The following is a 14,728-nucleotide window of genomic DNA, read 5'->3' as shown; positions in this document are numbered from 1 at the left end:
ATTTAACTAAAACGAAAACAAATGAAAAAATTACAACAGCTCGCTCTCCTTTTTGCAGTGATGTTCGTTGGCTACGCCTGCGGGGATGATGACAACGGTGGCGAGACCACTCCAAAAGAACAATTCACCGTAACAGAAGCGAACGGTGTAGCTACAATTGAAGGCTCAACAGATGAGAACGTAACCTTCTCCTCAAATAAGAAATATCTGCTGAAAGGCTTTGTCTACGTAAAAGCTGGGGCCACGCTTACCATTCAGCCTGGTACGGTGATCAAAGGGGACAAAGTATCAATGGGAACGTTGATCATTGAACGCGGTGCCAAAATAATGGCTCAGGGTACAGCGCAGAACCCAATTGTCTTTACCTCCAACCAAGCTAAGGGAAACCGCAACCCCGGTGACTGGGGCGGCATCATCATCTTAGGAGCAGCACCCATTAACCTGCCAAGTGAGAAGGCAAAAATTGAAGGCGGTGTGAACCGTCCTTATGGTGGCACTAACGCCGCTGACAACTCTGGCGTGCTGAGCTATGTGCGCATTGAGTTCCCTGGTATTGCTTTCCAACCAGACAATGAGATTAACGGCCTGACCCTTGGAGGGGTAGGCAACGGCACACAAATTGACCACATCCAGGTCTCTTTCTGCGGTGATGACTCTTATGAGATGTTTGGAGGTACCGTAAACGCGAAATACCTGATTGCTTATAAGACGGTAGATGATATGTTTGACACAGACAATGGCTACTCTGGAAACATGCAGTACCTGTTAGGTATCTCTGACCCAGCTTCAGCAGATGCCTCTGGCTCTAACGGCTTTGAGTCTGATGGAGACGCAGACGGCACAGACAACACCCCAAAAACCTCTGCCGTGTTTTCTAATGTAAGCTTGTTTGGCCCACTGGCCACGGCCAACACCACTGTAAATACCAACTTCAAGAGAGCAATGCACATTAGAAGAAACAGCAACATCTCTGTTTATAATTCTCTCTTTGCAGGCTGGCCGGTTGGTCTCTTATTAGACGGCACCAAAACGCAGGCAAATGCAACCGCCGGCACCCTCAAAATCCAAAATACAGTTATCTCAGGAGTACCAGCCGGCAAAGCACTGACAGTTGAGTCAGGTGGAACCTATGACGTAGCCACCTGGTTTAACGCAACTGCCAAAGCAAATCAAGTTATTGCAGACAACGCTACCTTGGGCATCTCAGGTTCTTTCAACCAGACAACCCGTCCTAATTTCTCAATTGGTACGCAACTGCAGACAGGCGCTTCCTTCACAGGCATGCCAAGCTTCTTTACTACTACGGGCACATACATTGGCGCCTTCGCAAGCGGTCAGGACTGGACAGCCGGATGGGCCAACTTTGACCCTAAAAACACTGACTACTAATCTGTCTAAAGAAAAGGTTGGCCATCAATATGGGTGAGAAATAAAGATGACCAATCACTTTGCCCATGACTTAGTCTCTCATGGGCAGGGGGCCCGCCAGCAATGGCGGGCTTTTTCATTTTCCTGTTACCACCACCAGAGGGAACCCTATAACCAGCTTAAAAGAGTTTCTGTTTTGGGGCTGTTTTCAGAAAAACAGCCCCAAAACAGAAAAACCCTGCTACTGTTCCTGTCCATGGCAGTATGGGGCTCTATTTTGCAACCTCCCTCACATGGCAAATCCTGTAAAACACAAAGGGCACCCATACGGGTGCCCTAAGGTTCATCCAAACTATAAACTCATTATTGCATTACTGCCTCTTGTTTCTGGGTAGCCATCTTGAACTCAAGATATGCCGCCTTTTGATCAACCCTTAGCAACTTTAACAGACTGTCTTCAAACCTGATGTCAATGTCTGCCACGTACAAGGCCAAATCATCACTGGCTACCACTGCTTCTGCCTCTCTCAACTCCATTTCCCGCACCTTCTCCAGATTCTTGATCCTGATGAACTGCATCTCTGTCAACTTTAGCGAGTTGAAAAACTGCTGCGACAGGATAGTGGTATTCCCTTTTGCCCCCGGACGATCCTTTGCCATAGAGGTGCCGGCAACAGAAAGTGTCAAGAGGAGAGCAAGGGTAAAGTTTTTCATGATTCAGATAGTTCTTGCGGGGTTTGTGATTCAAAGGTAGACGGAAGTGTGATCCTGTACAGAAACTTTAGACCAGCCCCGGTTTCTACAGGTTAAAGGCTTAAAAACGGCAGTCTAATAATTTACAGCGCCACCAAACAGGTCAAAGTCACGGTGAATAGATTTTCTGTTTTGGGGCTGTTTTGGCCAAAACAGCCCCAAAACAGAAAAGACAGCCCAAAGGCTGTCTTTTCTGTTTATAAAGGAAGGTGTCTTAACTAATGGGCACCTTGCGGAGCACGGCTTCTACAAAGTCTTTGGTCTTCACGTTGTCGGCTTCGGCCTCATAGTTGAGAATCACGCGGTGGCTCAACACATCTGAGGCAATCTCTTTAATGTCTTCTGGCAGCACGTAGTCCCGCTCATCAAAGAAAGCGACGGCTTTGGCGGCCAGGTTCAGGGCAATGCTCGCCCGCGGCGAAACCCCAAACTGGAGGTATTGGGCAAAATCAGTCAAATCATAATCTGCCGGCTTACGGGTGGCAAACACCAGCTCAATAATATACCGCTCCAGGGTCTCTGAAATCTGCACCTGGTTGATTTCGTTTCTGATGTCAAAGATGTCCTGCTTGGTGAGAATGGTGTTGACCGTGCTGGTGTATGACAGGTTAGACATGCGGCGCATAACCTCCAGTTCATCTGCCTTAGACAAATAATCAACGTAGACTTTCATCATGAAGCGGTCCACCTGCGCCTCCGGCAGCGGGTAGGTCCCCTCGTGCTCCACGGGGTTTTGGGTGGCCAGCACCAGAAAGGGCAGGTCCAGCCGGTAGGTCTTCTCGCCTATGGTCACCTGCTTCTCCTGCATGGCCTCCAGCAGCGCGCTCTGCACCTTGGCGGGGGAGCGGTTCACCTCATCTGCCAGCACCAGATTGGCGAAGATGGGGCCTTTCTTTACCTCAAAGGCGCTGGAGCTTTGGTTATAGATCATGGTGCCCACCAAATCTGAGGGCAATAAGTCTGGCGTAAACTGAATGCGCTGAAAATCAAGGTGCAGTACTTTGGCGAGCGTATTAATAGTTAAGGTTTTGGCCAAACCTGGCACCCCTTCCAGCAGAATATGCCCGTTGGTAAACAAGCCAATGAGCAGGCGGTTCACCATATACTGCTGCCCTACCACCACCTTGCCCATCTCTCTGAACACCTGCTTGATCTTAAGCTGGTGCTCCCGAATTCTCTCCTGGTATGTAAGTTCGTCGGTCTGCATTTCAAAAAGTTAAAAAGCTAAGGTAGGAAATCTGGGGCACATAGAGCAAACCTACCCCTTATATTAGGAAGCGTCCGGTGTTTCAAAAATTTCTGCCCCGCGCCTTTGCCTCCCCCTACCACTCTGTTTTACCCGTTCTGTTTTAGGGCTGTTTTCGTGAAAACAGCCCTAAAACAGAAGCGTTCGCCCTCGCATTGACAAACGTCTAGTTTGCAAACGCAGTTCTTGTAGAATCAGGCACACCCAACCAAACACCGCGCTCCTTCCAGAGAAAGACACCTGCCTCTTTTCTTTGCCCAATCACTTTCACCTGCATACTGGCCAGCGGCACTACTAGAATATCTATATATAGAATGAACCATATAGATATATGATACTTTCCGCAAACTCCTCAAAGATTTAACGCAGAAAGGCACAATACCCATTTGATTATAGTACTCTTCTGAGGGGTTTATTTACTCACCGTCCAAAACCGAGTGTTCATCGGGTAGTCCCTTGGCTCTGCCTAAACCAGTTTCTGTTCATCGTGACCAGCCTTGGTTTGACCGAAAACCAACCAGCTGCCACAAACTAAATGTTCAATTTTGCCCTGTCTAGGGAAACTGAAAGGTGCCTTTACCGGCCATTCTGGAAGTTGAATTGTGCGGCAGCCTTCGCCAAAGGCAGAACAGAAATCTTTAATCACAAGAAGTATATGGCACACTATCTCCGTTTACTCGTTTTCGCTTTGCTCCTGTTGCCTTTCACCATGTACGGTGAAGGCTCAAAGCAACTTACCCCAAACAAGTCAACCGCAACGCTCACCAGCACGCTGAACGACAAAGCGGGCTATTTGGCCCATGATGCCAACTTCCCCAGCGCCACTGGGGTGGCCATTACTTCCCTTAGCTTTTTAAAGCCCTACGGGTTTACCAGAAACGGCTCTGCGTATTCAGATGACCACCGGCTTACCATTAGAGTAAAAGCCGGTGAATACCTGTTATACGGGGTACACCGCACCATTCATGACCAAACCACTGCCAACCAGGCAGACCTGGTGCTTACCGTGAGGCGCCCGTCTGCCACAGACCCGGCAGGGATCATTGTGCAGCAGACCACCTTGACCCGCAACCAGAATTCTACCCGGCACATGCTGCTCAACACCAACCAGGCGGGTGTGATTGATGATGCCTCGCAGTCATCTATTGGCCCGTCTTATACATGGAGCGGGGTAGCCCGCAACACTGGGGGCTACCAGCCGCTCATCATCACGAACAATACCGGCGCAGACCAGGACTACTGGGTGGAGTTCACCCAGGTAGGTGAATCCAGCTGGACCGATGATGGCCGCCGGTTCTCTGTGTATGACTTCTGGGATTTCACCGTCATTGACGGAACGGGTGTGGAGCGCCAGGGCCGCATGCGCAGTAAGCTGTGGTCGTTCTCTGCGGGCGGCACCAGCAATGTGTTCTCCAAAGATTTCAACATGTTCCCCCTGATCCCGAGCGCTGACCAGCCGGGCAAGTTCTTTGTAAAGAAAATTGAATTGGCAGGCATTGCCCCACAGAACTTCTTCCGGTTTGTGACCAACAGCTTTGGCTCTACCACAGCCGCCGGCAGTACCTATACAGCGCGAAGGAAATCACAGCTCAGCCAGACAGACTACCCAGAATACGCCAACTTCGTAACCAACCCAGATCCCAGCATCTGGCCCAGTGCTGACGCCCCCACCTTTACCGTAGGCATCTCCTCCAGCTGCAACACCGCAACGGGAGGCGGCAAGTCTGTTTTTAACCTGAACACCACTGAAAGCAGCACTTTTGTGGTCTTGATCAACCTGAACGGCGTTGACGGCTACCAAGCCGGTACTGCTGACGTGCTTTTAGAGTCAACCGGGGCCAAGGGTGCCCGCACCGTAGAATGGAACGGCCTCAACGGCCTGGGCCAGGTGGTAGCCAGAAACACCACCCTTAATTACTTCTTCCGGAACAACAGTGCGGCCGTGCATTTCCCGGTGTGGGATGCTGAGGCCAACGCAGACGGTTTCAGGGTAGAAGACGTGAGACCGGTTGCGGGTTCTAACTACAATGCCCTCCTGTTCTGGGATGACTCCAACCTGCCTACTACTTCTTTTCCGGCCCCGCAGACAGAACTCTTTGGGGTGGTATCTACCGCTGGTGTGCACCGCTGGGGATCTGCCTCTACCACGGCCGGGGATTTAAAAACCGTTAACACCTGGACGTACGGGTATACCGCCTCTACCACTCAGTCTGCCACGTTCAACTATGACTGCAGCGCAGATGTAGCGGTAACCAACACCGCCGCCACTGCGCCGTACACTATTGGCAAGTCTTTCACCTACACCGTTACGGTGACGAACAACGGCCCTATTGCCGCCAGCAACGTGCAGGTAACAGACAAGTTGGACGCAACCAAATTAGAGTTTGTAAGCTCTTCAGACGCAACCAACTACTCCCCTAGCACCGGTGTCTGGAATGTGGGTTCCCTGGCCATAGGAGCCTCCAAGACCTTAACCATCACTGCCAAACCGTTGGTATTGGGCACCATTTCTGCCACTGCCACCCAGACACACACTGAGCCTGACAACGTGGCCTCTAACAACAGCGCCACCGCCACCATTACCGTGCAGGCCGCCGCTGACATTGAGGTAAAGAATGTAAGTGACAAAACCGCTTATAACAACGGGGAATTGGTCACCTATACCGTGACGGCTAAGAACTTGGGCCCTAATACGGCAACAGGGGTGGTGGTTACAGATAAACTGCCCGCTGGCTTAACGTTAGAAGGCGCCGCTCCTGCAGGCTATGATGCCGCCACCGGTGCCTGGACCGTAGGGTCGCTGGCCCTGAATGAGACTAAAACGCTAACCCTGGTGGCGAGAACCCTTACCTCAGGCTCCATCACCACTACGGCCAGTTTAGGCAGCCGTACCGGGTTTGAATTAGATGAGAACAGCAACAATAATACTGCCTCTACCACTATCACAGTAGCCCCTTCTGCAGATGTGGCCGTGACCAGCACTGTGTCGGTCAGCAACCCCGGCCAGAATGAAGAGGTCATGTTTACCATTAAAGTACTTAATAACGGCCCTAATAACGCCTCCACTGTTTCGGTTGCCAATCAGATTCCGGCTGGCTTGACCATCACGAGTGCCAGTGCCAGTTTAGGCACGTTCAACGCCTCTACGGGTGTCTGGACAGTAGGAACCGTGGCTACCGGCGCTACCCAGACCTTGACCGTGTATGCTAAAGCCGCCAATACCGGCACTTATACCCTGTCTTCTACCCAGACCCATGCTGAGTTTGACAACCAGAGCAGCAACAATACCGCCTCCAGCACCATCACGGTAAAAGCAACCGCAGATGTGGCCGTGACCAATACTGTTACACCCTCTGCTGGCAGCACCTACGCCAATGGCGAAACGGTCACCTATACCGTGCAGGTAACCAACAATGGGCCTAGTGCCGCTACCAATGTGGTGGTAACAGACAATTTACCCGCTTCATTGACCTACAACAGCAGGACTATTTCTACTGGTACCAGCACCTTTGACGCCACCACCGGAAACCTTACCTGGAATGTAGGCACCTTGGCCAGCGGCGCAACCGCCACCATGACCATTTCCGCCACCATCAACCAGAGCGCCGTTATCACCACCACCGCAACGCAGACCCATACAGAGTATGACAATGTAAGTTCAAACAACAGCGCCTCAAACAGTATCAGATCTGGTAGCGGTGTGGTCACCGCAGACATTGCCGTTGCCGTATCTACGCCTAAGACTGACTATTATACCAAAGAGCCCATCCCTTTTAAGATTGTAGTTTCTAACGCGGGTCCAGACGCAGCCACCAATGTGACCATTGCCGCGGCGCTTCCGGCAGGGTTTACCTTTACCGGCACCAGTGGCACCGTAGGCACTTACACCAACGGCGTGTGGGAGATCCCCTCTCTGGCGGCCGGCACCACTGCTGAACTGATTGTAACCGGAACCCCTAATGTGGATGCCTCTGTGACCGGAGACAAAACCTATACCTTTACCGCTAGCCGCACCGGCACACCGGCTCAAACAGACAATGTCAGCTCTAACAACTCCGCCTCTACCGCTGTTGTTGTGCGCAAAACGGCTGAGGTGTCAACCTTTCTCACGGTGACCAGCAATGATCCCTCTGGTAATTATTACCACAACCTAACAGAAGCTACTTTCCGGATGACCGTCACTAACAACGGCCCAGATGTGGCAACTGATTTACAAGGCATGGATACCCGTACCGGCACCATCACCTTTATCCCCTCCAGCTTATTTGTTCCAGCCGGCACCACCTACTCCATGGCCACTGGTATGTGGCATGTGGGAACATTGGCTGTAGGAGAATCTAAAACACTGGAGCTAAAGGGGATTCCAAACGCTAATGGCCGTTTGTTTCTAGGGGGCGGCATTACAAACCAAACCCATTATGACCCCATCACTGAAAACAACCGGGCAGTGGCACTGCTGAACGTATTGCCAGTGGCCGAGCTAGCGGTCACCAACACGGCTGCGTCTCCTACCTTCTACAATGGCCAGGAAACCAGCTTCACCGTGAAAGTTCAGAACAACGGCCCAGACGCGGCTACAGGGGTGGTGATTGAAGACAAACTACCGGCTGGTTTAACCTTTGTGAGCGCAACAGCCAGCTCTGGCAGTTATGACGCCACCACTGGCCGCTGGACCCTAGGTTCTGACCTTCTGCCAGGCGCTGCGAATGCCCAAACGTTGGTGATCACGGTTAAACCACAAATGGCCACCGCTTATTCTACCACTGCTGCCGTAGTGGCCTCTAACCAATATGACAATATAGCCTCTAATAACAGCCAGACGGCGAGCATTCAAGGATCTGCCACGGCAGACATTGCCCTCAGCAGCAATGTAGCAAGCGGCCCCTACTATGTAGGCGGCCAGTATCTGGTCTCTATTACGGCATCCAACCTGGGTCCAGACCCGGCCACCGGCGTAGTACTGGCAGCTGGGGTTGCCCCCGGCCTGAAGCTGGTACCTGGCAGCTCAGTTACGCCAGCCGGCACCAGCATTGATATCGCCACAGGCCTCTGGATCATTGGAAACATGGGGGTGAACGAGTCAAAAACCATTACCTTGCTGGTAGAGCCCACCACCATTGGCGTCTTGAACAGCTTAGGCTACAAATACACCGCAAACGAATTTGACCCCAACGGCGGAAACACTCAGAATGGCAACAACAGCACAGTTGTGCACATTACCTCTGTTGACCGTGAAGCAACCTATACATCCTTGTTTACCAGCAAGCATATGTTTGCCCTTAAGTCTGGTGACCATATTGCTGAAGCCAGTGACCCAGACGGGGTAATCCTGAATGCAAGGGTTATCAATGGTGCTTTACCGGCCGGCTTGCGTTTTGGCACCAATGGTGAGCTTGAAGTTGATAAGAGATTTGCATTGGTACCGGGTACGTATACCCTTACCATTGAAACATCTGATGCCGTTGGCGGTGTCTCAGAAAGCACTGTTACTTTCACTATCTCTAATGACTGGGATAACGATGGGGTTCCAGATGCCCAGGACTTAGATGCCAACAATGATGGGGTCTTCAACCCTCGTCTTGACAGTGCCACGTCCCCATTAGGCGACGCAGACAATGACGGCATTCCTAATTTTCTGGACATTGATTTCGTGCACCCTGTCTTTGGGGTTTTCCAGGACAAGAACAATGATGAAGCCAATGATGCATTTGACTTAGACCTGGATGGCCTCATCAACGAGTTTGACATTGACATTGACGGAGACGGCATACCCAATGCCGTAGAGGCCAATAGAGGCATTGTTCCCTCCAGCACTCTCTATGATGCTGCTGCCGGAATCTTTAAAGGAGCAGTGAGTGCCAACGGGATTCCTGTTACCGCCCAAACAGCCAACAATAGCGGAGTGTCTATCCTGCCTAACCCAGACTCAGACGCAGACGGCCAGCAGGATTATGAAGACCTGGATGCTGACAATGACGGCATCTCAGACAACTTGGAGGCACAGGCCACAGCCCGCTATGTTTTCCGCTCAGGTTCTGACAGTGACTTTGACGGCCTTAATGATGCGTATGACCCTACTACTGGCGGCATTGCCATTGTGCCCATAGACACAGACAAAGACAAAACGCCAGATTACCTTGACAGAGACAGTGACAATGATTTGTCAGAAGACTATGTAGAGGCGTTTGATGACAACGGAAACGGCATGTCTCTTGATGATCTCAAGGCCCGCGCCACTCTGTTTGAGGAGCTGAATGGCAAAGGCTGGTACGTGAATTCAGACATGGGCACTGGCACAGTACCCAACTGGCTGAAACTGAAAGACGGCTACCCAGCCTTCTTAAACAAGTCCTCCAGCTACTACCATGACTCAGATCATGACGGATTAGTTGACTTGTTTGACACAGACAACGGCGGCCATACCGTTTCCATGCAGACCGGCTCAGACAATGAGTACGCTTTCCGTTCCTCAAGTGCCACCACCGTGCTGCCGGTCACGCTGGTGAGCTTTGAAGCGAAGTCTCAGGCGCAGGGCGTGCTGCTGAGCTGGGTAACCGCTTCTGAAAAAGAAAATGACTACTTCCTGGTGGAGCGCAGCGCAGACGGCAGGAACTTCAGCACCGTGGGCAAGGTGGCCGGCAACGGCACCACCAACCAGAAGATGAGCTACAGCCTGCTTGACAAGAGCGCCTTCACCGGCACCGCCTACTACCGCCTCAAGCAGGTAGACTATGACGGCAAGTATGAGTACAGCAAGGTCATCTCTGTGAAGGCTACCGCCGTGCCCGTGGCCCAGGTGAAGGTGAGCTTCTACCCCAACCCCACCAGTGACGTGGTAAACCTGGACCTGACGGCAGTAACCGCCGCCAGGGTAACCATAACGGTTCACGCGCTAGACGGAAGACTGGTAGAAACCCAGGAGGTGCCAGGGGCCTCAGTTCAGAAACTTGATCTCTCCAAGGTAGCAGTGGGCACCTACCTTATAAAAGTAAGAAGCGCTGCCACAGACACTACCTTAAAGGTGATAAAACGCTAAACGCTTGTTTATAAATTGATTTTACAAGTGAAAACGGGGAGCGAAAGGTTTTTCTACAGCATTCATTGAGCAGCAGAGCACCGCATGGTGCGAGGCAACCGGGAGGTCAGGTTCTTTTGCCCCCGTTTGCAGCGCAAAAGTCAGATTTTAAACACGCGTTAAGCGAGCACACACCCAATAAAAAAGCAGGCCTTTTCTGAGGCCTGCTTTTTTATTTAAGAATATGGTTAGGAGGCGGCTCCGCCGAAAATGCAAGGGGATAACAGATTTCTGTTTTCGGCCTGTTTTCCGGAAAACAGGCCGAAAACAGAAATCCCTGACGTGCCACCCGCTTTTACTCTTCGTCTTCCAGGTAGTAGTCTCCTACGTGCCCTTCAGCAGACTCATCACTGAAACGGGTAATGTCTTTCATGAAGTTGTCATGGATCTCCTTTATCTTAGGGGAGACGGCGCTGTACTTCTTCAGGACCTTGGCAATGAGGCTGGCCTCCTCCAGGTAGAACATGTCATCAACGGCATCTGTGCCTTTGTCAATGTCTACCTTGAGCAACTCGGCCTGCAGGTCCATCATCTGGGCATCATCCTCACCGTACATGATCAGGGTACCGTGCAGCTTGCTCAGCATCTCGTTGAACAGCTCCCCCTCATACGGCAGGTTTACCTCCTCATCGTCATCTGGACCAAAACCGCCTTTCCCGTCTGCAAATTCATCTTCGTCATCATCAAAGGAGAACTCATCATCAAAATGGCTATTCTTGAAGTCATCCTCATCATAGCCGTATTCGTCATCATAGTTGCCGCGTGGTGCCATCTTTGTACTGTTTTAGTCGCTGTTAAATAAGTGTTAGGACCCTGCCGTTGGCGGTCTCCTTTTTACGAAGCCACCCCCCAAAATGGCGGTCAATTTCCGTGAAAACTTTTATTTGTTTTTCCCGTTTTCGGGCTGTTTTCGCAAAAATAGCCTAAAAACGAAATTCCCCTACTCTTGCCCAAAAACTTTCCCTGCCCCCTCTGCCGCGCCTGCTGAGAAGTTTACCGCCCTTTCTCCCCCAACCCGCGTATTGTCACTATCTTACCCTCTTGACACGGACCTACCATGACGTACCAGACGGACCTCTCTACTTTACTTAACCGGCAGAAAGCTTTCTTTCATGCGGGCCATACGCGCACCTATGCCTTTAGAAGCCAGATGCTGCAACGGCTGCAGCAGGCCATTATTGAGGAGGAGCAGGCCATCACTTCGGCCCTGGCCGAAGATTTTGGCAAGCCTGCCTTTGAGACCTACGCCACCGAGATGGCCATACTGCTAGCTGAAATCAGGTTCACCCGGAAACACCTCAAAAACTGGATGGCGCCCCGCCGCGTTCCCTCCAGTTTCCTGAACTACCCCTCCAAAGACTTTATTTACCCGGAGCCGTATGGGGTGGCGTTGATCATTGGGGCGTGGAACTACCCGTTTCAACTCACGCTGGCTCCGGTGATTGGCGCCATTGCCGCCGGCTGCTGCGCCATTCTGAAACCGTCTGAGCTTACCCCGGCCACCAGCGCCGTAACAGCCAAACTGCTGCGCACGTATTTCCCAGATGACTACCTCACTGTGGTGGAAGGCGGGGCAGACACAAGCCAGCAGCTCCTGCACCTGCCGTTTGACAAAATCTTCTTCACGGGCAGCGTGCCTGTAGGCAAGGTTGTGGCCCAGGCCGCCGCCCAGCAGCTCATCCCGGTCACGCTGGAGTTGGGCGGCAAAAGCCCCTGTCTGGTAGATGAGACCGCTGACCTGAAGGTAACGGCCAGGCGCATTGCCTGGGGCAAGTTCATCAATGCCGGGCAAACCTGTGTGGCCCCAGATTATCTGCTGGTGCACAAAAGCATTGAGCAACCGCTGCTGGAAGAACTGAAAACCGCCCTCACCCATTTTTACGGCACCTCTCCCAAACAAAGCCCAGACTACGCCCGCATTGTCAATGACCGGCATTTCCAGCGGCTCAGCCAGCTTCTGCTGGGCGGCACAGTGTTCGCGGGCGGCGAAACAGACGCAGACGAACGGTACATAGCCCCCACCCTGCTCACCAACGTTTCCTGGCAGGATGCCGTGATGCAGGAAGAGATCTTTGGCCCCCTGCTGCCGGTGCTTACGTACAACACGCTGTCAGAAGCCGTTCAGCAGGTAAATGCGCAGCCCAAGCCGCTGGCCCTTTATTTTTTCTCCAGAGACAAAAAGGCGCAGGAGCAGGTGCTGGCGCAAACGTCGTCGGGCGGGGCTTGTATCAATGAAACCGTGTCGCATCTGGCCAACCCGCACCTGCCCTTTGGCGGCGTGGGCCCCAGCGGCCAGGGCAACTACCACGGCAAGTACAGCTTTGACGCGTTCTCCCACCAGAAAAGTGTGTTAAAAAAACCGTTCTGGCCAGACCTGCCGCTGCGGTACCCGCCGTACCTGAAGAAGCTGGGCTGGATGAAGAAGGTGTTCAAGTGGATTTAACTTCTTGCCCCAGAAGACAAAAGCCTTCTATGTATTCCAGCCACAGCCCTAAGAGCCTATGAAAATTTGGTTTAACAGCCGGCGAAGATCACCGCATTCGTTTCTGGCGCAGCACTTATTGGACAGCATGGCAGCGCTGTTGGGCAAATAGGCAAAGCCCGGTTCTTGCGAGGCTGGTTTACAGCATAAAAGCAAAATTTAGACCTCACAAGGCCTGTCTCAGCAAACTAGAATCTATCTGTCTCCATCATTTCTAAAGCAGAAGCAGCACAGCTTTAAAAATATTTATTTTTATTTAATTATATTTCCTCTTATTCTTACCAAACAATTGAACACAGTGGAACAAGACTGGGCATGCCCCTACTTTTAAACTAAAAATCACAGGCATGGCACACCCAAAAATGACCTAACGGCAGAAGCTATTTCCTAAATTAAATCTTGAAGACTCTGTTCTGTTTTCGGCCTGTTTTCAGGAAAACAGGCCGAAAACAGAGAAAAATCTCTACCCGTGCAGAACCGTACACCTTCATCAGGCATTTACGAGACAGCCTCCCTGGCTCTCCCTTGCAGAAGCCAAGCAATGAATAGCTATACCCGCCACTCCTCTAACTGTAATCCGCAAAACCGGCTTCACATTAACCGCATTGCCCTTGCCAACTACGCACCAGGGCTTGCATACCCAAAAACGCCACCACCCCTTCATTTCCCCACCCAGGCGACTCCCTGTGCTCTGCATTTTTTTAACCAACCATAACATGACAAAAACCGCACAAGCTTTTTTCAGGAAACATTTATCCCTTGCTTTCTATTTCTGCATGAGCCTTGTTGCCTGCAAATCTACTCAGGTAGAAAAGGCAGCTGATGAAAATTCTTTCCAGATTGTAGTGTTGCCAGACACCCAATATTATACCGCCCTCAAGCATGGCGGCACCATGGAAATGTTTGAGGAACAGATCAAGTGGATCAAACAAAATCAAGCCGCCGAGAAAATTGCGTATGTGGCCCACGTAGGCGATATAGTAGACCACGGCAGGGCCAAACCCGAGGAGTGGGACCGCGCCCGCAAGGTTCTCTACCAACTGGAAGCACCCACCAAGGGCCTCCCCTATGGTATTCCTTACGGGGTGGCAGTAGGCAACCACGACCAGACTCCCAACGGAAACCCCACCGACAGCAGCACCCGGGTAGGTTTTGAACAATTCTTTGGGCGCAAACATTTTGAGCCCCGCCCTTATTACGGTGGCGCCCACGGCTCTTCAGACAGTAATGACAACCATTATGATTTATTTTCGACCGGCGGCTTGGATTTTCTGGTGCTCTACCTGGAATACAATGAACCCGGAGACAGTGAATACAACGCTGCGCTGGAAAAGGAGGTGCATGACTGGGCCGAAAGCATTTTAACCAAACATGCCAAACGCAAAGCCATCATTGTGAGCCATAGCATCCTGGCCCGCCCTGCCGGCAGCAAGAGCAATGAGGTTGCCGGCACGGGCAACAACAGCACCCCCAGCAAGTTTACCCCGCAAGGGAAGAGCATTTACGAGCGGTTCAAGAAGTTTCCCAACGTTTTCATGATGCTTTCCGGCCACCGCTCCGGAGAAGGCCTGCGCCGCGACGAGTTCAACGGCAACGTCATAAAGTCTTTCTTAGCAGATTACCAGTCCAGGACCAGTGAACCAGGCAAGCGCAACGGCGGAAACGGCCTCATGCGCCTAATGAAATTTGACCTGAAAGCACAAACTATTAGCGTGCGCACCATGGCCCCCCGGGCCAACGGCAACCATCTGTGGGAGGAAGACGAGGACAGCCAATTCACCGTGCCTCTGTTTAAATAACTCAA

7 protein-coding genes are annotated in these 14,728 nt (G+C 51.8%); 4 read left to right on the top strand and 3 right to left on the bottom strand.

The genetic code is table 11. The annotated features are described in order from the left end of the window. Positions 1-21: 21 nt before the first annotated feature. Positions 22-1,389 (top strand): beta-helix domain-containing protein, encoded by a 1,368-nt coding sequence (locus FHS90_RS06270; RefSeq protein WP_066837935.1) that lies wholly within the window; start codon positions 22-24, stop codon positions 1,387-1,389. Positions 1,390-1,731: 342 nt separating this feature from the next. On the opposite strand, the gene FHS90_RS06265 is transcribed toward FHS90_RS06270, so the two are convergent. Both FHS90_RS06265 and FHS90_RS06260 read right to left on the bottom strand, forming a co-directional pair. Then, a complete protein-coding gene (locus FHS90_RS06265) occupies positions 1,732-2,082 on the bottom strand; it encodes a hypothetical protein (RefSeq protein WP_182512399.1) in 351 nt (116 codons plus the stop codon). Positions 2,083-2,335: 253 nt separating this feature from the next. Then, on the bottom strand, positions 2,336-3,328 hold the full coding sequence (locus tag FHS90_RS06260; protein ID WP_182512398.1) for an AAA family ATPase: 993 nt from the start codon (positions 3,326-3,328) through the stop codon (positions 2,336-2,338). 694 nt (positions 3,329-4,022) lie between these two features. On the opposite strand from FHS90_RS06260, the gene FHS90_RS06255 reads away from it, so the two are divergent. After that, on the top strand, positions 4,023-10,403 hold the full coding sequence (locus FHS90_RS06255) for a T9SS type A sorting domain-containing protein (RefSeq protein ID WP_182512397.1): 6,381 nt from the start codon (positions 4,023-4,025) through the stop codon (positions 10,401-10,403). A gap of 334 nt (positions 10,404-10,737) precedes the next feature. On the opposite strand, the gene FHS90_RS06250 is transcribed toward FHS90_RS06255, so the two are convergent. Beyond that, complete coding sequence (locus FHS90_RS06250; RefSeq protein WP_066839404.1) at positions 10,738-11,214, bottom strand: hypothetical protein; 477 nt, start codon at positions 11,212-11,214, stop codon at positions 10,738-10,740. Positions 11,215-11,499: 285 nt separating this feature from the next. Between FHS90_RS06250 and FHS90_RS06245 the strand changes: the two genes are divergently transcribed. Both FHS90_RS06245 and FHS90_RS06240 read left to right on the top strand, forming a co-directional pair. Beyond that, entirely contained in the window at positions 11,500-12,885 is a 1,386-nt protein-coding gene (locus FHS90_RS06245) for an aldehyde dehydrogenase (protein ID WP_182512396.1), read from the top strand. Positions 12,886-13,700: 815 nt separating this feature from the next. Continuing rightward, the gene (locus tag FHS90_RS06240; protein ID WP_182512395.1) at positions 13,701-14,723 is read left to right on the top strand and encodes a metallophosphoesterase; all 1,023 of its coding nucleotides are present in this window, start codon (positions 13,701-13,703) and stop codon (positions 14,721-14,723) included. The last annotated feature ends 5 nt before the right edge of the window (positions 14,724-14,728 follow it).

The sequence above is a fragment of the Rufibacter ruber genome, assembly GCF_014138425.1.
GTDB classification, from domain to species: domain Bacteria; phylum Bacteroidota; class Bacteroidia; order Cytophagales; family Hymenobacteraceae; genus Nibribacter; species Nibribacter ruber_C.
The sequence above is the reverse complement of the archived record's forward strand: the minus strand, read 5'-3'. Positions and strand labels throughout refer to the sequence as shown.